This window comes from Rhodovulum strictum, assembly GCF_009649175.1.
Taxonomy (GTDB): domain Bacteria; phylum Pseudomonadota; class Alphaproteobacteria; order Rhodobacterales; family Rhodobacteraceae; genus Rhodovulum; species Rhodovulum strictum.
Window position 1 is genome coordinate 212,133 of record NZ_WJPO01000001.1, and the last position, 22,346, is coordinate 234,478.

General features: G+C 68.0%; 24 protein-coding genes. 10 read left to right on the top strand and 14 right to left on the bottom strand.

The genetic code is table 11. From position 1 onward, the window contains the following. Positions 1-53 precede the first annotated feature (53 nt). The 3 genes from GH815_RS01015 to GH815_RS01025 are packed head-to-tail and all read right to left on the bottom strand — an operon-like array spanning position 54 to position 2,736. Entirely contained in the window at positions 54-809 is a 756-nt protein-coding gene (locus GH815_RS01015) for an SDR family NAD(P)-dependent oxidoreductase (RefSeq protein ID WP_153746868.1), read from the bottom strand. Positions 810-853: 44 nt separating this feature from the next. Then, positions 854-1,885, bottom strand: coding sequence for a transketolase family protein (locus GH815_RS01020; protein ID WP_153746869.1), 1,032 nt, complete (start codon positions 1,883-1,885; stop codon positions 854-856). Continuing rightward, a complete protein-coding gene (locus tag GH815_RS01025) occupies positions 1,882-2,736 on the bottom strand; it encodes a transketolase (protein ID WP_153746870.1) in 855 nt (284 codons plus the stop codon). The genes GH815_RS01020 and GH815_RS01025 overlap by 4 nt, the downstream gene beginning before the upstream one ends. A 185-nt stretch (positions 2,737-2,921) precedes the next feature. On the opposite strand from GH815_RS01025, the gene GH815_RS01030 reads away from it, so the two are divergent. The 5 genes from GH815_RS01030 (at position 2,922) to GH815_RS01050 (ending at position 8,830) form a co-directional block, all read left to right on the top strand. Next, complete coding sequence (locus tag GH815_RS01030) at positions 2,922-4,949, top strand: transketolase family protein (protein ID WP_343030597.1); 2,028 nt, start codon at positions 2,922-2,924, stop codon at positions 4,947-4,949. 88 nt (positions 4,950-5,037) lie between these two features. Next, entirely contained in the window at positions 5,038-5,937 is a 900-nt protein-coding gene (locus tag GH815_RS01035) for a shikimate dehydrogenase (RefSeq protein ID WP_211365027.1), read from the top strand. A 24-nt stretch (positions 5,938-5,961) separates the two neighbouring features. After that, positions 5,962-6,969, top strand: a complete 1,008-nt coding sequence (dctP, locus tag GH815_RS01040) for a TRAP transporter substrate-binding protein DctP (protein WP_153746871.1) — start codon at positions 5,962-5,964, stop codon at positions 6,967-6,969. Between the two features lie 57 nt (positions 6,970-7,026). Continuing rightward, the gene (locus tag GH815_RS01045) at positions 7,027-7,554 is read left to right on the top strand and encodes a TRAP transporter small permease (protein ID WP_343030598.1); all 528 of its coding nucleotides are present in this window, start codon (positions 7,027-7,029) and stop codon (positions 7,552-7,554) included. A 1-nt stretch (position 7,555) separates the two neighbouring features. Then, complete coding sequence (locus GH815_RS01050; RefSeq protein ID WP_153746872.1) at positions 7,556-8,830, top strand: TRAP transporter large permease; 1,275 nt, start codon at positions 7,556-7,558, stop codon at positions 8,828-8,830. A gap of 95 nt (positions 8,831-8,925) precedes the next feature. Here the strand turns inward: GH815_RS01050 and GH815_RS01055 are convergent, their stop codons facing one another. The 6 genes from GH815_RS01055 to GH815_RS01080 all read right to left on the bottom strand — a co-directional run bounded on the left by GH815_RS01055 (position 8,926) and on the right by GH815_RS01080 (position 14,355). Then, positions 8,926-10,770, bottom strand: a complete 1,845-nt coding sequence (locus GH815_RS01055; protein WP_153746873.1) for a methyl-accepting chemotaxis protein — start codon at positions 10,768-10,770, stop codon at positions 8,926-8,928. Positions 10,771-10,809: 39 nt separating this feature from the next. Further along, positions 10,810-11,388 carry a hypothetical protein gene (locus GH815_RS01060; protein WP_153746874.1) on the bottom strand — a complete coding sequence of 193 codons (579 nt, stop codon included), beginning with the start codon at positions 11,386-11,388 and terminating at the stop codon, positions 10,810-10,812. Positions 11,389-11,640: 252 nt separating this feature from the next. Then, positions 11,641-12,384 carry a DUF1624 domain-containing protein gene (locus tag GH815_RS01065; protein WP_246176244.1) on the bottom strand — a complete coding sequence of 248 codons (744 nt, stop codon included), beginning with the start codon at positions 12,382-12,384 and terminating at the stop codon, positions 11,641-11,643. After that, positions 12,381-13,427, bottom strand: coding sequence for a YeeE/YedE family protein (locus GH815_RS01070; RefSeq protein WP_153746875.1), 1,047 nt, complete (start codon positions 13,425-13,427; stop codon positions 12,381-12,383). The genes GH815_RS01065 and GH815_RS01070 overlap by 4 nt, the downstream gene beginning before the upstream one ends. A 32-nt stretch (positions 13,428-13,459) precedes the next feature. Further along, the gene (locus GH815_RS01075) at positions 13,460-13,840 is read right to left on the bottom strand and encodes an ArsR/SmtB family transcription factor (RefSeq protein ID WP_153746876.1); all 381 of its coding nucleotides are present in this window, start codon (positions 13,838-13,840) and stop codon (positions 13,460-13,462) included. A 155-nt stretch (positions 13,841-13,995) separates the two neighbouring features. After that, on the bottom strand, positions 13,996-14,355 hold the full coding sequence (locus GH815_RS01080; RefSeq protein WP_153746877.1) for a thioredoxin family protein: 360 nt from the start codon (positions 14,353-14,355) through the stop codon (positions 13,996-13,998). Positions 14,356-14,591: 236 nt separating this feature from the next. On the opposite strand from GH815_RS01080, the gene GH815_RS01085 reads away from it, so the two are divergent. The 4 genes from GH815_RS01085 (at position 14,592) to GH815_RS01100 (ending at position 17,711) form a co-directional block, all read left to right on the top strand. Next, complete coding sequence (locus GH815_RS01085; protein WP_153746878.1) at positions 14,592-15,308, top strand: c-type cytochrome; 717 nt, start codon at positions 14,592-14,594, stop codon at positions 15,306-15,308. A 60-nt stretch (positions 15,309-15,368) separates the two neighbouring features. Continuing rightward, a complete protein-coding gene (locus GH815_RS01090; protein ID WP_153746879.1) occupies positions 15,369-16,634 on the top strand; it encodes an NAD(P)/FAD-dependent oxidoreductase in 1,266 nt (421 codons plus the stop codon). A 223-nt stretch (positions 16,635-16,857) separates the two neighbouring features. Next, on the top strand, positions 16,858-17,082 hold the full coding sequence (locus tag GH815_RS01095; RefSeq protein WP_153746880.1) for an antitoxin Xre-like helix-turn-helix domain-containing protein: 225 nt from the start codon (positions 16,858-16,860) through the stop codon (positions 17,080-17,082). A 296-nt stretch (positions 17,083-17,378) separates the two neighbouring features. Beyond that, on the top strand, positions 17,379-17,711 hold the full coding sequence (locus GH815_RS01100; RefSeq protein WP_153746881.1) for a hypothetical protein: 333 nt from the start codon (positions 17,379-17,381) through the stop codon (positions 17,709-17,711). Positions 17,712-17,723: 12 nt separating this feature from the next. Here the strand turns inward: GH815_RS01100 and GH815_RS01105 are convergent, their stop codons facing one another. The 4 genes from GH815_RS01105 to GH815_RS01120 all read right to left on the bottom strand — a co-directional run bounded on the left by GH815_RS01105 (position 17,724) and on the right by GH815_RS01120 (position 20,911). Next, a complete protein-coding gene (locus GH815_RS01105) occupies positions 17,724-18,221 on the bottom strand; it encodes a flavin reductase family protein (RefSeq protein WP_211365029.1) in 498 nt (165 codons plus the stop codon). Positions 18,222-18,493: 272 nt separating this feature from the next. Next, a complete protein-coding gene (locus tag GH815_RS01110) occupies positions 18,494-19,675 on the bottom strand; it encodes an alpha-D-ribose 1-methylphosphonate 5-triphosphate diphosphatase (protein WP_153746883.1) in 1,182 nt (393 codons plus the stop codon). Between the two features lie 153 nt (positions 19,676-19,828). Further along, the gene (locus GH815_RS01115; RefSeq protein ID WP_153746884.1) at positions 19,829-19,987 is read right to left on the bottom strand and encodes a hypothetical protein; all 159 of its coding nucleotides are present in this window, start codon (positions 19,985-19,987) and stop codon (positions 19,829-19,831) included. 234 nt (positions 19,988-20,221) lie between these two features. Further along, a complete protein-coding gene (locus GH815_RS01120; protein WP_153746997.1) occupies positions 20,222-20,911 on the bottom strand; it encodes a DUF1045 domain-containing protein in 690 nt (229 codons plus the stop codon). 295 nt (positions 20,912-21,206) lie between these two features. Between GH815_RS01120 and GH815_RS01125 the strand changes: the two genes are divergently transcribed. Further along, positions 21,207-21,554, top strand: coding sequence for a hypothetical protein (locus tag GH815_RS01125; RefSeq protein WP_153746885.1), 348 nt, complete (start codon positions 21,207-21,209; stop codon positions 21,552-21,554). A gap of 163 nt (positions 21,555-21,717) precedes the next feature. On the opposite strand, the gene GH815_RS01130 is transcribed toward GH815_RS01125, so the two are convergent. Beyond that, on the bottom strand, positions 21,718-22,344 hold the full coding sequence (locus tag GH815_RS01130; protein ID WP_153746886.1) for an OmpA family protein: 627 nt from the start codon (positions 22,342-22,344) through the stop codon (positions 21,718-21,720). Positions 22,345-22,346: the final 2 nt, after the last annotated feature.

A 22,346-nucleotide genomic window follows, 5' to 3' on the forward strand; every position in this document is an offset into this window, starting at 1 on the left:
GCCTGCGATCGGGACTGACGACCGGGATGGGTCTCCTCCCGTCCCGGCCGCGTTCAGTGGATCAGCGAACCGCCGTTCACGTCAACCTCGGTGCCGGTGCAATAGGCCGAAAGATCCGAGGCCAGGAACAGCGCACAGCCCGCAACGTCCCGTGCCTCGCCCGCGCGTCCCATCGGGATGCCGGCCAGCACCTGTTCGCGCATCTCTGGGGTCAGCTTGCCCTGGGTGATGTCGGTTGCGATGAAGCCCGGGCAGATCGCGTTCGAGCGGACGCCATCTGGCGCCAGTTCCCGCGCCATCGCCTTGGTCAGCCCCAGAACGCCTGCCTTGGCCGCGGAATAATGCGGGCCGCCGAAGATGCCGCCGCCGCGCTGCGCCGAGACCGAGGACAGGTTGACGATCGAGCCCGATTTCTGCGCCCGCATCGTGGGGATCACGGCCTGACTCATGTAGAGCGTGCCGCGCAGGCTGACATCGGTCACCGCCTCGTAATTCTCGGGCCGGATGTCCATCAGCTTCAGCGGCTGGGTGATGCCCGCATTGTTCACGAGGATGTCGATCCGGCCAAAGGCCGCCAGCGCGGCCTGCGCTGCCGTCTCACACGACGCCTTGTCGGTGACATTGCCCGCCAGCCCGATATGGCCCTCGCCGGGCAGGTCGGCCGCTGCGGCCTGTGCCTGCGCCGCGTCCAGATCGACGATGGCAACGCGGCAGCCATGTTCGGCGAACAGAAGCGCCGTGGCCTTGCCCAGCCCGCGCGGGCTGGCGGCGCCGGTGATGATCGCGGTCTTGCCGTCGAGAAGTCCCATGGACCCCGTTCCTCCGTTTTCTTGCAGTTGTGTGCGGGCAGGCGTCAGAGCCAGCCCTTGATCCGTTCGGCGACCCTGGCGGCCGTCAGCCCGTACATCTCGTGCAGCGTGGGCAGCGCCCCCGCCTCGAGAAATTCGTCCGGCAGCCCGATCATGCGGAACCGCGTCGCGGCACCAGCCAGCATCAGCTCGCGCGCCACCGCCTCGCCCAGCCCGCCATTGACGGTGTGGTTTTCCGCGGTGACGACCAGACGGCCGTTCCTGCGCGCCTCGGTCACGATGGTCTGCACATCGAGCGGCTTGATCGTGGGCACATGCAGCACGCCCACATCCACCTGATCGGCCGCCAGCATCTCGGCGGCATCGAGCGCGCGCATGGTCATGATGCCCGACGATATCACCAGCGCATCGCGCCCCTCGCGGATCATCTGTGCCTTGCCCAGCCTGAAGCGGTAGTCGGGCTTGTGCCGGGTCAGCACCGTGGGCACCTTGCCGCGCAACAGCCGCGCATAGACCGGCCCCTCGTGGCGCAGCATCTCGGGCACCATTCCGGCCACATCATCGGCATCGCAGGGGTCGATGATGACCATGTTCGGCAGGCCGCGGAAGATCGCCAGATCCTCGGTCGCCTGATGGCTGGGGCCATAGCCCGTGGTCAGGCCGGGCAGGGCGCAGACGATCTTGACCGGCAGGTTTTCCTCGGCGATGGCCATTGCGATGAAGTCATAGGCCCGGCGCGCGGCAAAGACCGCATAGGTCGTGGCGACGGGGATGAAACCCTCGCGCGCGAGCCCCGAAGCCGCCGACATCAAAAGCTGCTCGGCCATGCCCATCTGGTAGAACCGGTCCGGCATCGCGTTCGCGAACACATGCAGGTCGGTATATTTCGACAGATCCGCCGACAGCCCGACGATGCGCGCATCCTTCTTAGCGGCCTCGACCAGGGCATGCCCGAAGGGGGCGGCGACCGTCTCATACCCCTCGGCCGCCAGCGAGGCGATCATCGCCGAGGTCGCGACCCGGGCCGCGGGTGCCTTGCGGGGTTCGTATTTGCGGGCCATCGAGGCAAGGGTCATTGCGGTTTTCCTTCGTCCAGCTTCGCCAGCGCCTTGGCCCATTCGTCGGGTTCGACGCGGACGAAATGGGTGATCTCGCGCGCCTCCAGGAAATCGACGCCCTTGCACATGCGGGTGTTGCAGATAATGACGCGCGGCTTCGGATCCGTCAGCGCGCGTGCGGTGTCGAAGGCCGCGACCAGGGCCGCCAGATCGTTGCCGTCGACCTCTTGCGCATGCCAGCCGAAGGCCGCCCATTTCGGCGCCTCGGGGCCCCGGGCCAGCATCTCGCGGCTTGGACCGTCGGCCTGCTGGTTGTTGAAATCGACGATGCAGATCAGGTTGTCGAGCTGCCATTGATTGGCGGACATCACCGCCTCCCAGGTCGAGCCTTCGCCCAGTTCGCCATCCGACATCAGGTTGTAGACGAAGGCGGGGTTGCCCTTGCGTTTCAGCCCCAGCGCCGCGCCGACCGCGATGCCCAGCCCGTGACCCAGCGAGCCGCCCGTGATTTCCATCCCCGGCGTGTAGGAGGCCATGCCCGACATCGGCATCCGGCTGTCATCCATGCCATAGGTTTCCAGCTCGTCCTCGGGCAGGATGCCGGCCTCCATCAGCGCGGCGTAAAGCGCGATGGCGTAATGCCCGATCGACAGGTAGAAGCGGTCGCGCCCTTCCCATTCGGGGTCTTCGGCGCGGTAATCCATCGCGTGGAACCAGGCGGTCGCCAGCACATCGGCAACACCCAGCGCCTGGCCGACATAGCCCTGGCCCTGCACCTCGCCCATCAGCAGGGCCTTGCGGCGGATGTTCCAGGCGCGCAGTTCCAGCGACATGTTGGCCAGCACGCTCGGGCGGGGCGATGCGTTCATGATGTCCTCCCGGGGTCGTCGGATCGACCGTTGTCCAGTCTGATAACAGCCGTTCCGGCGGCCGAACTGTTCGAAAATCGCAAAACCTTGTTAGAATAACTTAACATCAATCGACACCGATCTGCGCTAGACGCAGGCAGGCCATCGCGCGTGACGCGCGGGACTGGCGAACGCAGGAGATGCAGATGTTCGGCTCGATCCCCGCCCACATGATCCCTGACACCGAGTTGCCGATCCCTGCGAACGGGCCCGGCGCCGATGTGCAGGCCATGGCCGATGCGATCCGCTTTCTCGCGCTCGACAGCATCCTGAATGCGGGCGAGGGGCATCAGGGCGTGCCGCTTGGCATGGCCGAGATCGCCGCGACGCTTTATGCCCGCCATCTCAAGGCCAACCCCAAGGATCCGCTCTGGCCCGACCGCGACCGGGTGGTGCTGTCGAACGGGCATGGCTCGATGCTGCTTTACGCGCTGCTGCATCTTGCGGGCTATGACCATGTCACGGTCGATGCGCTGAAATCCTTTCGCAAGCTCTATTCGGTCTGCGCCGGTCATCCCGAGATCGAGCAGGAGGCGGGCATCGAGATCACCACCGGCCTTCTGGGGCAGGGGATTGCCTGCGCGGTGGGCATGGCGGTGGCCGAGCAGCGGCTGGCCGCCGAATTCGGTGCCGGGCTGGTCGATCACCGGACCTGGGCCTTTGTCGGCGACGGCTGCCTGCAAGAGGGGATCGGGCAAGAGGCGATCTCGCTTGCCGGGCATCTGCGGCTGGGCAAGCTGACCTTCCTGTGGGACGACAACCACATCACCGACGATGGCGATACCGCCCTGTCGATCAGCGAGGATGTGCCCGAACGGTTCCGCGCGGCGGGCTGGCATGTGCAGGCGGTGGACGGGCATGACATTGGCGCCATCGACGTGGCGATGCGCATGGCGATGCTCGATCCCCGCCCCTCGATCATAGCGTGCCGGACCGTGATCGCGCGCGGCATCCCGCGGCTTCAGGGCAAGCGCGGCGGCCATTCCGCGCCGCTTGTCCCCGGCGATGCCGACGAGGCGCGCGTGGCGCGCGGTTGGCACCATCCGCCCTTCGAGGTGCCCGCCGCCGTTCGGGCCGACTGGGCGCGGGCGATGACGCGGGGCGCGGCGGCACAGGCGGCCTGGACCGAGCGGCTTGCCACGCATCCGCAGGCGGCGGCGTTCCGCCGCTGGAAGGCGGGCGCGCTGCCCGAGGATTGGGACGGGATCGTGGCGCGACTGACGCGGGAGGTCGCGACGGCCGAACCGCACCCCACCATCGCCGCGTCGGGCGAGATCTGCGACGCGCTGGCCGGGCATCTGCCCGAGACTCTGGTGCTCTGCGCCGATCTCGAGGCGCCGACCGATCACAAGCGCAGCCGGGCGGCCTTTACCTCGGCCGAGCGCGCGGGCAGCTATGTCCATTGCGGCGTGCGCGAGCATCTGATGGGCGCGATGGCGGACGGGATCGCGGCGCATGGCGGGCTGCGCCCGATCAATGTCACCTATCTTGCCTTTGCCGATTACGAACGCCCGGCGATGCGCATGGCCGCGCTGATGGGCCTGCCCGCGCTGTTCGTCTTCAGCCATGACAGCATCGGGGTGGGCTCGAACGGGCCCACGCATCAGCCGGTGGAGATCCTCGCCAGCTTCCGCGCCATGCCGAACATGCGCGTGTTCCGCCCCGCCGATGCCGTCGAGACCGCCGAGGCCTGGGCCATCGCGCTGGAAACCCGCGACGGTCCCAGCCTGCTGGCGCTGTCGAAGCAACCCGCCGAGCAGGTGCGCAGCCCCGGCGCCGCCAACCTGACCCGGCGCGGCGCCTATGTCCTGTCCGAGCCGGGCTGCCGGCGCGATCTGACCCTGATCGCCACCGGCACCGAGGTCGGGCTGGCGATGCGGGCGCAACGGGCGCTGGCCGGACAGGGGATCGGCGCGGCCGTCGTCTCGATGCCCTGCTGGGAGCTGTTCGAGGCGCAGGAGCCAGAATATCGCGAAGCGGTTCTGGGCACGGCGCCGCGAATCGCGATCGAGGCCGCGCTGTCCTTCGGGTGGGACCGCTGGCTGCGCCCGGCCGACCGCTTCATCGGCATGCAGGGCTTTGGCGCCTCGGCGCGGGCCGACGTGCTTTACGACCATTTCGGCCTGACCGAAGCCAGCATCGTCGCAACCGCGCACGGTCTTCTGGGCCGCTGAACCGGGCTGACCGATGCTGCGTTGACCAGCAAGGCGGTGGCGGTCAAGGTGGCGGACAAGAATCGTCCAGCCGCCCGGGAGAAGCGCCTTGAGCCTGATCGCGCCGCAATGCGGCACAGTTCTGGCGGGCCTTGTGGGCCGCGGTATCTCGCGCTCGCGCACGCCCGCGATGCACATGGCCGAGGCGCGGGCGCAGGGTCTGGCGGGCGAGTACCGGTTGCTTGACACCGACATGCCCGGCTGGCGCGGCATGGACCTGGCCGCAATCCTGAGCGCCGCCGAGGCCGGGGGCTTTGACGGGCTGAACGTCACCTATCCGTTCAAGGTCGAGATCGTGGCCCTGCTGGACGCGCTGTCGGACAACGCGGCCGCGGTGGGGGCGGTCAATACCGTGGTGCTGCGCGGCGGGCGGCGGGTCGGGCACAACACCGATCTTTGGGGCTTTGCCGAGGGGTTTCGCCGGGGCCTGCCCGATGCGTGCCGGGCGCATGTGCTGCTGGTGGGCGCCGGGGGCGCGGGCGCCGCGGTGGCCCATGCGCTGGCCGATTGCGGCGTGGCGCGGCTGTCGATCCATGACAGCGAGGGCGCGCGCGCCGCAGCGCTGGCCGACCGGCTGCGGCAGACGCGCCCGGGCCTTGTCGCGGCCGCGGTGGATGACATTGCCGCGCTGTTCGCCGCCGACCGCCCCGACGGGCTGGTGAACGCCACGCCCATGGGCATGGCCGCGCTGCCCGGCATGGCGGTTCCCGCCGATCTGCTGGACCCCGCGCTCTGGGTGGCGGACATCGTCTATGTGCCGCTTGAAACCGCGCTGTTGCGCGCGGCGCGGGCGCGGGGCTGCCGGGTGCTTGACGGCTCGGGCATGGCGGTGTTCCAGGCGGTGCGCGCGTTTGAACTGTTCACCGGGCGGCCCGCCGATCCGGCGCGGATGCGCGCCACCTTCGAAACCTTCGACACCGACACCCCGCGCCCTGAGCCGGGGCATTGAAGACGCAACAGGGAGGACCACGACATGCGTTTCCAACCGAAGCTGATCGCCGCCGCCGCGGCCCTTGCGCTTGGCTTGGGGTCTGCCGCCAGCGCCCAGACGATGCGCATCGCCCATGTCGATCCGGATGACTGGACCGGCTCGAAGAAGGGTGCCGCGGCGCATGTCTTCAAGAACATCGTCGAGGGCGAAACCGGGCTCAAGGTCGAGATCTTTCCCGCCGGGGCGCTGGGCAACGAGGATGATCTGGTCGGCCAGGCGCAGGAGGGGCTGACCCAGGTCGTGCTGGTCTCGGGCGCGATGTCCAAGATCTGTCCGCCCGCCGCGGTGCTGGACATCCCCTATTCCTTTGCCTCGGCCACCATCGCCTGGGACGTTCTGGATGGCCCCTTCGGCGATGCGCTGGCCGAGGACTGCCTTGCGCGCACCGGGCTCAGGACGCTGGCCTATGGCGAGACCGGCTTTCGCAACTTCACCAACAGCAAGCGCGAAATCCGCAGCCCCGAGGACATGGCCGGGCTGAAATTCCGCGTCCAGCCGGTCCCGCTTTACATCGAACTGGTCAAGGGCCTGGGCGGCGAGCCCACGCCCATCGCCTGGACCGAACTGCCCAACGCGCTGTCCACCGGCGTTGTCGACGGGCAGGAAAACCCGGTTGGCGTGATCTACAACAACGGCCTGCACAAGTTGCAGAAATTCATGACGCTGGACGGCCATGTCTATGCCGCCGATTTCATCCTGATCAACGAGGACTTCTTTCAGGCGCTTTCGCCCTCGGACCGCGAAGTTGTGCGCCGGGCTGGCCGGGTGGCGGGCACGATGGGCCGGGCGATCCAGCAATGGACCAGCGCCGATGGCGTGACCAGGGTACAGGCCGAGGGCATGCAGGTCTATGCCCCCACCGCCGCGGAATTGCAGGCTTTCGCCGAAAGGGCGCAGCCCGCGGTGGTGGACTATCTGCGCGGCGAACTGGGCGCGGATGCCGTCTGGATCGACCGCCTGCAAGAGGCCGTTGCCGCGGCTGCGCAATAGACACAGGCTGGGCGGGCCGGTCCGCGGGGCCGGCCCGAACCGGGGAGAGTGCGCGCCGTGACCAGGATTTCCGACATCTTCCGCCGCCTGTTCGGGCTGGCCGCGGGCCTGTCGCTTGCGCTGGTCTTCCTGATCGTGTTCGTCAACGCCCTGCGCCGCTACCTGTTTGGCGCGTCGGTGCCCTGGGGCGAGGAATTGCCGGTCTATCTGACGATCTACGGCACGATGTCCGGGCTGGCGCTGGCCTACATGAATGACAGCCATATCCGCTTCACCATCCTTCTGGACGGCTTGTCGATGCGGCTGCGCGAGCGGATTCTGGCGGCGGGCGACGTGCTGGCCATCGCGGTCGGGCTGACGCTGGCGCGGGCGGGCCATCTGTTCGCCGAGCGGCGCGGCGGCATCGACGCCTCGGGCCTCGTGCGGGTATCGCGCGATCTGGCCGAGGCGACCGGGATCGAGGCGCTGGCCGCGCTGGGCCGGATGGGCAGCTGGCAATACGCGATCGCCTTTGGCGGGGCTGCGCTGGCTTTGGCCGCGCTCTTGCGGCTGGCCGAGCGGCTGGCGCGATTGCGGGCGGTCTAGCATGGTCTATGCCGTCCTCCTTGCCGCCCTTCTTGCGGGTGTGCCCATCGCCATCGCCATCATCGCGGCGCTTCTGGTCTTCATGGCGCTGGGCGATCCGCCCTATTCGATCGGCCTTGTCGCGGCCGAGATGTTCCGTGGGCTGAATTCCTATCCGCTGCTGGCGATCCCGCTTTTCGTGCTGGCGGGCGAGGTGATGAACGAAAGCGGCATCACGCGGCACATCATCGGCTTTGCCAATGTCTTCGTCGGGCGGCTGCGGGCGGGGCTGGCGCTGGTCAATATCTGGGCCTCGGTGATCTTCGCCGGGCTGTCGGGTTCGGCGGTGGCGGATACCTCGGCCATCGGGCGGGTCTTCATCCCCGAGATGGAGCGGCAGGGCTATGACCGCGCCTATGCTGCCGCGCTGACCGCCGCCTCGTCGGTGATCGGCCCGATCATCCCGCCCTCGATCCCGGTCATCATCTATGCCCTGATCGTCTCGGGCGTGTCGGTCCCGGCGCTGTTTCTGGCCGGGATCGTGCCGGGGCTGGTGCTGGCGCTGGGGCTATCGGTCTATGTGATGCTGACGGTGCGCGAGCGGCGGGTCAACGGCGCGGCCGACAGCCCCCGCCGCCCGGACCGCGAGGCGCTGCTGGCGGGCATCCTGCCGGTTCTGATGCCGGTCTTCGTGGTCGGCTCGATCCTGATGGGCGTCGTCACCCCGACCGAGGCGGCCAGCTTTGCCGTGGCCTATGCGCTGTTTCTGGGCATCGTGGTCTACCGCACCATCCCGCTTTCGGCGCTGCCGCGCATCTTTCGCGACGCGATGCTGTCGAGCGCGGCGATCCTGGCGATCATCGCGGCGGTGGCGGCGGCGAACTGGGTGCTGACCTATAACCGCGTGCCCAACATGCTGACCGACTGGGTGCTGGCCAATGTCGGCGGCCAGACCGCGTTTCTGATTGCGGTGATCCTGCTGTTCCTGTTCGTCGGCCTCTTTCTCGAAGGGATCGCGGCGATGCTGGTGCTGGTGCCGATCCTGCACCCGATCGCCGTCAGCCTGGGGATCGACCCGGTGCATTTCGGCATCATCGTCATCTTCAACCTGATGATCGGGCTGATCACCCCGCCGCTGGGGCTTTGCCTGTTCGTGGCCGAGTCGGTGGCCGGGGTGGGCATGCTGCGCCTTGTCCGCGCGATCCTGCCCTTCTTTCTGGTCGAGGTTCTGGTGCTGCTACTCATCGCCTTCCTTCCGCCTCTGGTAACCTGGCTGCCGCGGGCGCTGGGCTTCTGACCGACCCCTCGCCAAGGGCGATCCGCCATGCGTCGCGGCGGTGCGTCAGGCCGTTTCCGGAGCGGGCTCCAGAAGGCGTGGCCGCCTGCGCCTTGTCAGAAATCCTGCCAGGTTGTTGTGTCGTTTGCGGCCTTGCGCTGGGCGGGGAAGGAAAGCTCCGCGGCGGCTTTCGGTTGGCTGGGCGGCGCGGGGCGGGTGGGGGTGGCCAGGCGCAGCGGCGGCAGGGCCGCGGCGGGGCCGGGCTGGCCGCCTTGCAGCCGGAACCGGGCGACCAGGCCTTGCAGCGTCTCGGCCTCGTGGCGCAGGGTGGCGCTGGCGGCGGTGGCTTCCTCGACCATGGCGGCGTTCTGCTGCGTCACCTGGTCAAGCTGGGTGACACCCACATTGATCTCGCCCAGGCCGACCGATTGTTCCTGCGCGCCCGTGGCGATGCCCGAGACCAGGTCGGCGATGTTCGCGACCCGCCCGACGATATCCGCCAGCGCCTCGCCCGCGCGGTTGACCAGCGCCACGCCGGATTCGACCTGTTCGGAACTGGTGCCGATCAGGGTCTTGATTTCCTTGGCCGCGTCCGAACTGCGCTGCGCCAGTGCCCGCACTTCCGATGCCACGACCGCAAAGCCGCGCCCGGCCTCGCCCGCCCGCGCGGCCTCGACCCCGGCATTCAGGGCCAGCAGGTTGGTCTGGAACGCGATGTCGTCGATCACGCCGATGATCTGGCCGATCTCGTCCGAGGACCGCTTGATCTCGGACATCGCGCCGATCGCGTCGCTCACCACCCGGCCCGAGGCTTCGGCATCGCCGCGGGCGGCTGACACGACCCGCTCGACCTCGGCCGCACCTTCGGCAGCCGAGCGCACGCTCGAGGTCAGTTCGTCCAGCGCGGCCGCCGTTTCCTCCAGCGTCGCGGCCTGGTTTTCGGTGCGGTGGGACAGGTCGTCCGAGGCGGTGCCGATTTCCTCGGCGCGGGCGTGGATCTCGGTCGCGTTCTCGACGATCGAGCCCAGCATCTCGTTCAGCGTCGCGACCGTCGCGTTGAAATCATGGCGCAACTGCTCGTAATCGGGCGCAAAGGCCGCGTCCAGACGATGCGTCAGATCGCCTGCGGCAAGCGCCGTCAGCCCGCGGCCCAGACGCTCGACCGCATAGGTCTGGTCTGAACGCGCCCGCTCGCGGTCGGCTTCGGCGGCCGCGGCAGATTGCAGGCGGACCCGCAGCGAGTCGAGGCTGCGGGCGATCACGCCGATCTCGTCGCCCTTGCCGGTCATCGGGATTTCGTCGTCATAGGCGCCTGCCGTGACCCGCGCCATGGCGCTGCTGACCTGTTGCAGCGGCTGGCCGATCATCTTGCGCAGCAGCAGCGTCGCGCCCGCAAGAAGGACAAGGAACAGAAGCCCCGCCAGAGACATCGCGGGCAGGGAAGCGATCAGGATCTCGCCCATCAGCATCTTGGCTGACCAGACCGCGGCCACCGCGCCCACCGGTGCGCCGCCATAGATCACAGGCACGGCGATGATCAGCGTATCGTCGTCCATCGCCATCGTGCCGGTTGCAAGCGCCTGGCGGGCAAGTTCGGCCATGCGCCCGGATTCAGCCGCGCTGGCCGTGCCCAGTTGTGCCACCCGCTCGCCGCCAGCCGACCAGACGGCGACCTGCATGAAATGGTCATGCGCGCGCACGGCATAGTTCTGGAGCTGGGCTTCCACTGCGTCGATCTTGCCAAAGCGAAGGTGACCGGCGACGCTTTCAGCGCCGGATTCCGTCACCTCGACCATGAGTTCGCCCAGCTGCTGGTGCGTGATTTCATAGGCGCTGCGTGTCGAGGCAATCAGGACCATTGCCGCGACGACAATGGTCGTGATCGCGACCAGCGCCGCGCCCTTGATGAACACCGAGTTGCCGACCCGGTTGCGAGCCGTCGTTGCGGACATGCCTTGCATCTTGCCTCTCCTCTTTCAGACGGCTCGCGTTTCGGTGGCTTACATGAAGGCTTCGCCGTCGACCCCGACGGTCATCGCGCCGATCGGCGTGCCGGTCTCGGGATCGTTGATGGTGAACGAGATCTGGACCTGATAGCGCTGGGTCGACTCGTCGAACTCGATCTCGCCGAAATGGATCGCGTCGGGGCCCATGCCATAGGTATGCGAGTGCTTTTCCTCGTCGCCCTGCCAGTAATCCGACGTCACCTCGGATACCGCAACGTTCAGCCCCTGTGCGTCCATCAGGATGATCTCGGTCACCTGACCGCCGCTCGCGGCCGATTGTTCGCGCAGGTATTCCGAGACGGGGCTGGCCAGCATCGGTGCGATCAGCGGGCTGTCGGCCTGTCCGACCTGCGCGCGCCAGGCAAGGTCAAGCTCGTCGATGCGGGCCTGGTCATAGCCCGAGGTATGGGCGTTCTGGGCCTTGATCGCGTCGATGATGATGGGCGCTGTCGCCCAGGCGCGGACATTGCTGTCGAGATAGGCGGTCAACTGGGCGTCGAATTCGCCGGCATGGGTGCCAGTGGCGGTCACGATGGCAAGAACGGCAGTCAGTCTGGTGATCGAGCGAACCATGGGAGTCCTTTCCTGGATCGGTTGACGCGCCTTGCATGGATGACGCGGATATCCAGGAGGAGTAGGGCGAATCATCTACCGAAGGCTTAACGCCATGCTTTTTGCGCGTGGGCAGCCATGCGTCTGCGCAAGATGCAACGCGAACCGGGCCGGTGTTCTGCCTGCGCTTCTATTCCCTTGTTTTGCGGGCCGCCCCTCATGCGCTGTCGTGCCGACAGGCTGCGCAATCGAGGGTCATGCCCGCAGGGTCGCCTATTGGACCAGCAATGTGCCCGCCCAGACCATCCCGATCAGGACGGGCTGGTGCAGCAGGTAGATCGCAAGGCTGTGGCGTCCGGGCCAGGTCAGCCTGCGCAGCAGCGGCCGCCTGTCCCCCCGGCGTTCCAGCCGCGCCCAGAGCCCGGCCCGCGCGGCCAGCCTTGCCAGCGCGAGCCCGGCAAGGAACGGGGCGAGCCATGGCACGAGCGGCACATAATCGACGCTGGGCCGCGCCCGCGCTGTCAGGCCGGTCCAGTCAAGCCAGCCCGCATCGAGCCCGGGCAGGGCAGGGGCGCCGTGCGCCGCCAGCAGCAGGGCCAATGCGACGGCCAGCGTCAGCAATGCGGGCAGGCGCAGGAAGGCGAGGCCCAGGATGCTGGCCATGGCGATGGCATGGAGGATCCCGAAATAGACGAAGCTGGCGGGGAAGACGATCCAGGTGCCCAGGCTGACCGCCCCCGCCGCAGCGCCGATCATGGCCAATCGGCGCAGGAAGGCACGCAAGCGCAAGCCGTTCCCGTGGGCCAGTTGCAGGCTGACGCCTGCAAGAAACAGGAACGACCCGGCGACGACATAGGACAGGATACGCCAGCCGCCGGTGACGGCGGTGCCTTGGGGCAGGTGACCGAACATCTCAAGGTCAAAGACCAGATGAAAGACGGCCATCCCGGCCAGCGCCAGCGTTCGCGCTAGGTCGATGGCGTCGATGCGGCCGGGTTCGGAACCGGGCGCGCTCAATCGGGCTGGAACCCGGCGATCAGGCGGCGCAGGCCCAGAAGCGCGCCCGCACAGATCGCCATCAGCGTCACCGGCGCCGAATAGGCCAGCGTCGAAAAGCCGGTCGCGCCCTGTCCGATCGAGCAGCCCATCGCGACCACGCCGCCGATCCCCATCAACGCCGCGCCGCCCACCTGTCGGCCCAGCTCGCGCGGATCCTCGCAGGCCTCCCAGCGGAAGCTGCTCTTGTGCCAGGATCCGATCCAGGCGCCCAGCAGCACCCCCAGCACCGAGCCGACCGAAAAGGACAGCCCCCCCGCCGAGGCGGTCATCAGCCACATCAGCGTGCGCCCGAGCGGGGCGGTAAAGGTATGGCCCTCGACATCGACCGCGCCGAAGCTGACATGGTTCAGATGGCTCATCCCCCACAGCGCACCCGCAAGCGCCAGCCCCGCGGCCATGCCCCAGCCGATCCGGTGTGGCTCGGCCCGCAGCGGGGCATGAGCGATGCCCCAGGCGAGGAACCCGGCCGCGAGGGCCAGGGCGACGGCCAGCACCGGCAGACCCGTCAGCCCCCCCAGAAGATGCGCGATGCCCTGCATGCCGGATGCGGGTTCCTGCGGAAAGGCCCAGTCGCGCAGGGGGGCAAGCGGCCCGGACAGCGTGACGAATCCCATGATCGCGATCACCACGACCACGACCAGCGCGCGCAGATCGCCCCCGCCGAAGCGGGCCAGCGCGCCAAAGCCGCAATTGCCCGCCATCGCCATGCCATAGCCGAACAGCGCCCCGCCCAGCACCGAGGCCAGCGGGTTCCAGGCGATGGAATGATAGGGCGTCAGGGACAGTTCGATCCGGCCCGTGGCGGCCAGCAGATAGGTGGCCGCGATGCCGCTGCCCAGTACCACGCCCCACATCCTGAGCCGTCGCTGGTCCGCGCCATAGGCGGCGCTTTCGATGGCGCCCAGCGTGCAGAAATCGCCCAGCCGCGCCGCAAGGCCCAGAACGCAGCCCGTGACCAGACCGATAAGCGCCGCCCAGGCGCCTGCGGGAATGACGTCCATCCTACCTCCCCACCACCGCCGGGCCCCGGGCCCTATCTTCGTCCCGGTCCGCCGCCCGCATGCGGGGGCGGGTTCTGGGCGTTGCAGAACATGTCGTGCATCAGTTCCAGTACACGCCGGGCGCGCTCGTCGGCCAGCGAATAGAAGATCGCCTTGCCCTCGCGCCGGGCGCTGACCAGCCCTTCGAGCCTGAGCCGGGCAAGCTGCTGGCTGACCGCGGCCTGCCGCGAGGCCAGCAGCGTTTCCAGTTCCGTGACCGATTTCTCGCCCGTGGTCAGATGACACAGGATCATCAGCCGTCCCTCATGCGACAGCGCCTTGAGAAAGCTCGAGGCGGTCTCGGCATGCTGGACCATGTCCTCGGCATGAAGCCCGTCATCCTGCGCTTCGCTCTGGGAAATGTCTTCTGGCATGGGCTTTTGGCGGCTTCCTCAGAAGCCCGTCTCCTTGTCCAAGGGGGCAGCCCCGTCCCGTTCGCCTGGATGAACGATGATTACGCCGCCCGGGTTCGGGGCGCGCTGCCGCGCCCCGTGGCCGGACATCCCTGCCGCATGTTCCGGTCCTGCCGTCATTCAAGGGCTCCTTCCGCGCTGTCCTGCATGGCCCATTCGGGCTGTTCGCGCAGCATCCCGCCGATCAGCCCCCAGAAGAAATCCTCGCCGGGATAGCCCTCCAGCCGGTCCAGTTCGACCCCGTCGCGCAACAGCACGAAGGTAGGCGTAAAGACCGGGCGGCTGGCCAGCGTGATGCCCTCGGGCAATGGCCGGTCCAGGTCGATCCGGAAAAGCGGCGCCACCGCGCCTTCGGCCGTGCGGGGCCAGATCGGGCCGATCTGGTCGTTCCACATCCGGCAATGGATACAACCCGTCCGCTCGAACATCGCCAGCACAAGCTCGGCACGCGCAACGCCCAGGGGGGCTGCGGCCATCGCTCCGGCGCAAAGCGCTACGGCAAGCATCCTTTTCATTCGCGGCCGCCTGTTTACATATAGAAAACGTAATGTGTTTTTCCCTCGGCGGCAAGGGTGGGCCGCTATGCGTGAGCGTCCGATGGGCGGCGCGGCGGATCGGCTTTCGGCGGGTCACACCGGAAAACTTTGCGAAAACCCCTGCGCCAGCACAGGAACTTCTTGATTGGCGCAACGCGCCATTACAATGCTTGGCCATGCGAGGGGCTCTTTTTCCAGTTCTGGCACTTGCCCTGATCGGCGCAGGGCAGGCGCAGGCCCAGACCCGGGCCACGGCGATCGGCGATGCCGAGCGCGGGGCCGAGATATGGATGTTCTGTAGCGGCTGCCACCAGATCGGACCGGAGGCCGAGATCAGCATCGGCCCGCCGCTGAACGGCATCTTCGGCCGCCGTGCCGCCACGGTCGCCGATTTTCCCTATTCGCGCTCGATGACGCGGATGGGGCGCGACGGGCTGACCTGGACGCTGGATACGCTGGACGCCTATATCGAGAATCCGCGGGTTCTGGTGAGCGGCACGCGGATGAGCTTTGACGGGCTCGAAGATCCGCGCGAACGCGCCGATCTTCTGGCCTTCCTGCGCGATTTCTCGGACCGGCCATCGAACATCCCCGAGGCGGCGCCGACCGCCCGCGCCGATCTGCCCAGGCTGTCCGAGGACACGCTCGCCATTGTCGGCGACCGCGCCTATGGCGAGTATCTGTCAAGCGAATGCACCACCTGCCACCAGCGCGACGGTTCCGATCAGGGCATCCCCTCGATCGTGTTCTGGCCGCAACGGGATTTCGTCCTTGCCATGCATGCCTACAAGCAGAAGCTGCGGCCGCATCCGGTGATGCAGATGATGGCAGGCCGACTTTCGGACGAGGAAATCGCCGCACTCGCCGCCTATTTCGGCACGCTCACGCCCTGACGTGCCCCCGCCTTCACGACACCGGAAACGCGCGCTCATGTCCCAGGGAGGAACAGCGACATGACACTGAACAGACGGAGCTTTATCGGCACGGGCCTTGTGCTTGGCGCCGCGCTCTCGGCCCCGCCGCTGATCGGCCAGGCCCGGCCGCGCGTGGTGATCGTGGGCGGCGGCGCGGGGGGCGCGACGGCCGCGCGCTACATCGCCAAGGACAGCCAGGGCGCCATCGACGTCACCCTGATCGAGCCGACCCGCACCTATTACACCTGCTTCTTCTCGAACCTCTATATCGGCGGGTTCCGCGACCTCGCCTCGATCGGGCACAGCTACGGCACGCTGGCCGCGCAATACGGCATCAATGTCGTGCATGACTGGGCCGTGGGCGTCGACCGCGACGGCAGGACCGTGACCACCGCGGGCGGCCATGTCTTTCCCTATGACAAGCTGATCGTGGCGCCGGGGATCGACTTCGTCGAGGGCTCGGTGCCGGGCTGGGACATCTCGGCCCAGAACCGGATGCCGCATTCCTGGAAGGCGGGCAGCCAGACCCAACTGCTCAAGGCACAGGTCGAGGGGATGCGCCAGGGTGGTCTGTTCTGCATGGTCGCGCCGCCCGACCCGTTCCGCTGCCCGCCCGGCCCCTACGAACGGATCTCGATGGTGGCCCATGTGCTGCGTGAGCGGAACCCGACCGCCAAGATCCTGATCGTCGATCCCAAGCAGAGCTTCTCGAAACAGGCGCTGTTCGAGGAGGGCTGGCAGAAGCATTATCCGGGCATGATCCAGCGCATCGGCCCCGATTTCGGCGGCAACAACGTGTCGGTCAATCCCGAGACGATGGAGGTCGATATCGACGGGCAGGTTGAAAAGGTCGATGTCTGCAACGTGATCCCGGCGCAAAAGGCTGGCCGCATTGCCGAACTGGCCGGGCTGACGGGCGAGACCGGCTTCTGCCCCATCGTGCCCGCCACGATGCAAAGCCGGATGGACGAGGACATCCATGTGCTGGGCGATGCCACCATCGCGGGCGACATGCCGAAATCGGGCTTCTCGGCCAACAGCCATGCCAAGGTCGCCGCGATGCAGGTTCGCGCGGCGCTGACCGGGTCTACCGCCTTCCCGGCGCGCTATTCCAACACCTGCTGGTCGCTGATCGACACCGATGATGGGGTCAAGGTGGGCGCTTCCTACGCGCCGACCGACGAGATGATCGCCAAGGTGGACGGCTTTGTCAGCCAGACCGGCGAGCCTGCCGATCTGCGCAAGCTGACCTACGAGGAAAGCCTGGGCTGGTATTCGGGCATCGTCGCCGACATGTTCGGCTGATCCGCCCTTGCGCGCGACCCATGGCCCCGTCGGCTTTCGGGGCCATCGGCATGCTGCGCTGCGGCTCGGCGGCTTGTTGCCACGCGGGCGGCGTTCTGGTGCGAAGTTGGCCGTCGGGGCGCGGGATGTGGTAATGTGTCAAAACGGGAAAACCCGCGACCGCCGGGGCAGAATCATGATACAACCCCGTGGCGAGGGACTGGTTCGGGGAGGAGCCAGGAACGTGACCAAGACCAGCAAAACCGGGACGCGGCCAATGTGCCGGGCCTGTCTCGATGACCACGAGTTGATACTCGGCAAGCTTGGGCCCGTGCCCGGCGAAGCGCTGCGCGCGATGTCGGGCTATGGTCTCAGCGATCAGGAGATGGCGCGCTATTTCGGTGTGACGCCATCCTCGCTGCGCCGTCTCAAGCGCAGCCTCAACGTCTCGGCCATGCGCGTCGAGTGAACCGCGCCCGGGCTGTCAGGCCGATGATGCCGATCAATGCAGTGCCGGCCCCTTCGGACAAGGATGGGGGCTGGTCATGACGGTCGGCTGACGCCACCGGCGGGGCGGCTTTGCCTCGGGATCGGCATGAGAATGGGCTGCTTCGCACCATCTGGACCAGGCGCCGGGAAGCCCCCTGCGTGAATGACGGGGGTTTCGCGCAGGTGCCCGGCGTTCGTCGCAGCGGCGGATTCGACCACAGCAGGGCGACCGCGGACCCCGTGGGCGAGGGCTGAGAGAGTGCAGGGGAGGCCGGAATGGGCTGGAAATGGTACGAGATCACGACCTACAAGGCGTCGGTGGGCGGGCCGGACTATTACGGCATCCTCCAGTTGAACGGACCGGGCTTCTACGCCGCGCTCGGTTTTCGCAAGAGCGGGCCCTTGCCCAACGCCTCGGCGCCCGCGACGCATGGCCAACGGTTCTACGGTTATCTCGATTTCCAGCAGATGCCCGTGATGCTGGACATCCTGCGCAACGAGTCACCGCTTCGCTTTGGCTGGAACGAGGCCAATCCCGACGATTTTCACCTGATCACCGGCGACGAGCCGGTGGGCGAGGGGGACGGCGTTCTGGCAGGCAGCCGGTGACGACGCGTGCCCTTATTCCGCCGGGCTGAAATCACCAAAGGCGCCCCCGGCAAAGACCAGCGGCGGGCCTTCGCGGCGGGCGACCTCGTCGACGCGACCGACGACGATGGCGTGATCGCCCGCGTCATGCACCGCGACACGGGTGCACAGGAACCGCGCGATCCAGCCCTCGTCCAGCAGGGGTGGCCCTGCCTCGGCCCATTCCATCGCCAGCCCCTCGAACGCGGCCCCCGAGCGGGCAAAGCGTTGCGCGATGGCTTTCTCGCCCGCGCCCAGCACGTGCACGGCAAAGCGCTCGGCCCCGGTCATTGCCGCGAACCGTCCCGAGGCGCAGGCGGGCGACCACAGGATCAGCGGCGGATCGAGCGAAACCGAGGCAAAGCTGTTCGCCGTCATCCCCACCGGCCCGGCCGCATCGCCGACCGTCACCACGGTCACGCCGGTCGCGAAACAGCCCAGCGCATCGCGAAACTGCCGCTGGGTCGCGGGGCCGGGGGTGAATCGGTCCATGGGACGGCATCCTCTTGCCATTGATCGGGGCGCGAGCATGCGCCATCCGCCGCGCGGCGGCAACCGTCCGGGGCAGCCCGTGAAAAAGGGGACGGCACGATGCGCCGCCCCCGACTTTGACCAAGGCACTGATGAAATTCTCGGCTGCCTTGCGGCGAAAGGATGAAACCGATGTCCCCACCGGCCTTTGGAATGAGTTCAATCATAGACTGGGAAGGTGACGTTGCGGCAACCGAAATGAGACGCCACGGTAACGACCGTGTTGCCGCAGCCTATTCCGCCGCCATGTCAAGCGTGTGAAGCCTGCTTGTCATGCGCCGCGCGGCCTCGCCCGCCAGATAGCTCAGCCGCCCGCCCGCGATGGTCATCTCGACCGCCCGCGTGCGCGCATCGACCACGCACAGGTCGGCCCGGCGCCCGGTATCGAGCCGCCCGCGATCGGGCAGACGCAGGATCGCCGCGGGCCGTTCCGAGATCAGCGCCCAGGCGCGCGGCAGGTCCATCAGGCCGCCATCGACCAGCCGCCAGACCGCATGCGTCAGCGCGGGATAGTAATAGTCCGACACCAGCGCATCGCAGAGCCCCTGTGCGATCAGGTCCAGCGCCGAGACATTGCCCGCCTGCGATCCGCCCCGCACCACGTTCGGCGCGCCCAGCAGCACCGGATCGTTCATCGCCCGTGCGGCGGCGGCGGCGCGGCGGGTCAACGGAAACTCGGCGATGCGCGCCCCGATCATCGAGAATCGCTCGCGCGTTTCACCGTCGGGATCGTCATGGCTGCCGTAAAGAACGCCCAACTCGTCGAAACTGTCGGCCAGCCGGCACAGATGGCGCGGCACTTCGCCGGCCTGTGCCAGCGCGGCGTCCATCCCTGCCCGGTACGCCTCGGGGCATTGCCCGGCCTGCGCAGCCCAAAGCGCCAGCCGCTCGGGCCGCGTATGCGCCGCTTCGGCGGCTTCGTCGAGGTGGTTGTTGAACACCACATAGCCGATCCGGTGGCGGCGGATGGCGTCAAGCAGGCGGGGGCCGCTCTCGACCATATGCGTTTCGCAGCGGATCTGAAGGCGCAGATCGGTCAGCGCCCGCGCGCGATAGGTGTCCAGTGCGGCCATCAGCGCCTCGGCCCGGTCGGGGCCGCGATGCCCGCCTTCCCATGACCAGCCCTGCGCCAGCCAGGCGGTCGTCACCCCGTTTGCGGCCGCCTCGCGGTCGGTCGCGACCAGCCCGATGCCCGGCGCAAAGGGGGCCGAGGGCCGGGGGGCGATATGGCGCTCGAAGGCGTCGCCATGCAGATCGACGATCCCGGGCAGGATGATGTAGCCCGACAGGTCCACCTCGGGCAGCGGGCCTCGCGTGATGCGCCCTTCGGCGATGGAAAGCGACCGGCGCTGCATCTCTCCGTCGCGCAGGATGGTTGCGCCGGTAAACCGCAAGGGGGGCAGAAGGTGCGACATCGTCTGACTCGGAACAGGTTTGACCCCTGTGGATAAGCCGTTTCTGTATCGCGGGTGTGACAACCGGGCGCGCATCGGTGCTGCGGCCATGGTTTCGTTGCGCGCCGCCGCGTCAGAGCATCCTGTTCCGTGGCTGACGGGAAAAGCGGGGCCCTATTCCTCGCCCCGGTCCGCGGCGGTGTCGATGAGCCAGCCGCCGGGGCCCGCCACGCTGTCGGGAAGTGCAAGGACCATCGCCTCGCGCAGCAGGCTGAGCGTCACGAGGCTGAGCGCGATCTGGTCGAAGGTGATCGTGGCGAACCAGTCGAGCATGGGCAGACCTCCAGCATCCGTGTCGAACCAGAATCGACAGGGAATAAGGCAGCAAGATGGCCAGGCGCTTGCCGGGCGGTGTGTGTGCCGTCCTAGCCCGACAAAGCCGATGCCCGCCGGGGATTGTTGATCGGGCAGGCCATTTGCGCGTCACGGTTGCCTTGTTGCGCCACGATTCGCCCTTGGGGTGATGATCCGGCGCAAGCCTGTTCCGGTCAGGCCCGTCCGGGCGCGTCAGCCCATCAGGGGGTAGCGATGCAGATTGCGAAAGCGCCCGTCCTCGGCCTCGCCGAACAGGCACAGGCTTGCGATCTTGAGCGGCCGGTCGATCAGCGGTTGCAGCACCGGGGCCAGCACGGCGCGGGTGCACTCGGCCTCGGCATCCCGAAGCGGGCCGGTCAGGGTCAGGTGAAAGCGGAACTCCTCCATCACATGGGGGTAGCCCCAGCGGTCAAGCAGACGACGCTGGCGCGCGCTCAGCCGGTCGGGGTTGCGGCGGGCGATCTCCTCGGGCGGGGGCGGGGCGCGAAACCCGTCAAGCGACTCGACCACGCTGCCCGCCAGCGCCCCCAGCGCGCGGGTGTCGCCCCTGGGCGTCAGTGCCAGAAACCCCGACAGCCGCGAGATTTGCAGCCCGTCCAGCAGCACCGGTTTCAACTGGCCCGCAAGCGCCGCGGCCGAGCGGTGCAGCAGCCCGATATCGCTGCCCGTGATCAGGCGAAAGGGCGGCTTGATCGTGGCGTGAAACCCGTAGCGGCGGGGCGTCTCGGTCAGTTCCGACAGCTTGCAGGGCAGCCCCAGCAGCCGGAGCGGCGCCCGCGTCGTTCCCGCCAGCGGATCCCAGCCAAGCCAGGCGGCGCCGAACTCGGCAAGCGGGCCGGGTTCCGGCGCATAGTAGATCGCGTAGCGCTTGTAGCCTTCCATCCCCGCGTCCCGCTCCGTCGACATCCACACCCCGACCAGTCCTGCCCGAAACCGCCCCGTCCATCAAGGATCGTGGCATGCCTCGGAAGCTGCGGGCCACGGCCAGCCTTGTCCTGCGGGGCGGGAATCGGCGCGCGCCGATCCTGCGGCAGGATCGGGCGCATCGGCCGTCCGGGGGGCGGTACAGCATCCCGGGCAGGATTCGGCTGCGATATCCGATGCCTGGGCTTTGACGCGCGCGCCGCCTGCGCTTATCTTCCGGCCAGCACACGACCCCGCAGACGGAGCCCGCCACATGCCGTCCCATCCCCCGAAACCGCCCGCCGCCGCGCCCTTTGATGCCGTGCTCAAGGCCCAGGCCGAGGGGCTTGGCCTGATCGCCTGGGTCGGCGCGACGATGCTGGACCACGCCGCCCGAACCGCGACCGAACTGGCCGCCTTTACCCGCGACGAGGCGCGGCGCGATGCCCTGACGCTGGGCGCTCTGGCCACCTGTCGCGATCCCGGCCGCGCGGCGGCGCTGCGCGGTGCCTATCTGGGCGACAAGCTTGCCGCCTGCACCGACGAGGCCGAGAAACTTGCCCGGATGACGGCCGAGGTCTGTGAACTGACGCGGATGCGGATGACCGGCACGCGCGGTTGACGGGGGGCAGCCGCCGGTCCCGGCCCGACCGTCAGAATGGATATTTGTGGCCAGAAGAAGACAGGAGCCCGGTCTGGCCGACAAAGCGATTGACAGGCCGCTGGCCGTTTCGGCGCGCAGGGCGTCCCGCTTTGTGTCGCGTCGCGCCCCGCACGGCCTGCGGCTATTCGATCCTGTGTTCCTCGGCCGCGCTGTCGATATAGATGCCATAGGTGCGCAGCATGTACTTCCCGTCATGCAGCATGCGCTTGGGTTCGAGGAAACCCCAGACTTCGGTCACGGTGCGGCGGTTGAGCCGCTCGGGCGCGCTGGTCGCGATCACGGGTTGCGTCCTGCCTTGGGATACCACCGCATCCAGACGCGCGCGCGGGATTCCGCGCGAGACAAGGTAATCCACCGTGGCCCGTGCCCGCCGCATCCCCAGCGCCTTGTTATAGGCGTCCGAGCCGACCAGATCGGTATGGCCGTAGACGCGGAACCTGACATGGGGATAGCGCGCGATCCAGGCGGCCTGGCGGTCGAGCGTCGCGCGCGCCGCGCCGTCCAGAACGGCGCTGTCAAAGGCGAAGGTGATCGTGGTGTCGACCTCGTCCGCGAAGCGGCGGTTCAGGTCGATTGCCATCGACCGCTCGCCGCTATGGACCATGGTGTTGTTCATGGTCGCGTTGCCGAATTGCCCATCATCGAGGCTGGCGCCCGCCTGATGGTTGAAGTCGCGATAGCCTTCCGTCGAACAGCCCGACAGCACGAGCGCGGCGCCGATTGTCAGCAGGGCAAGGGGGGCGCGCATGC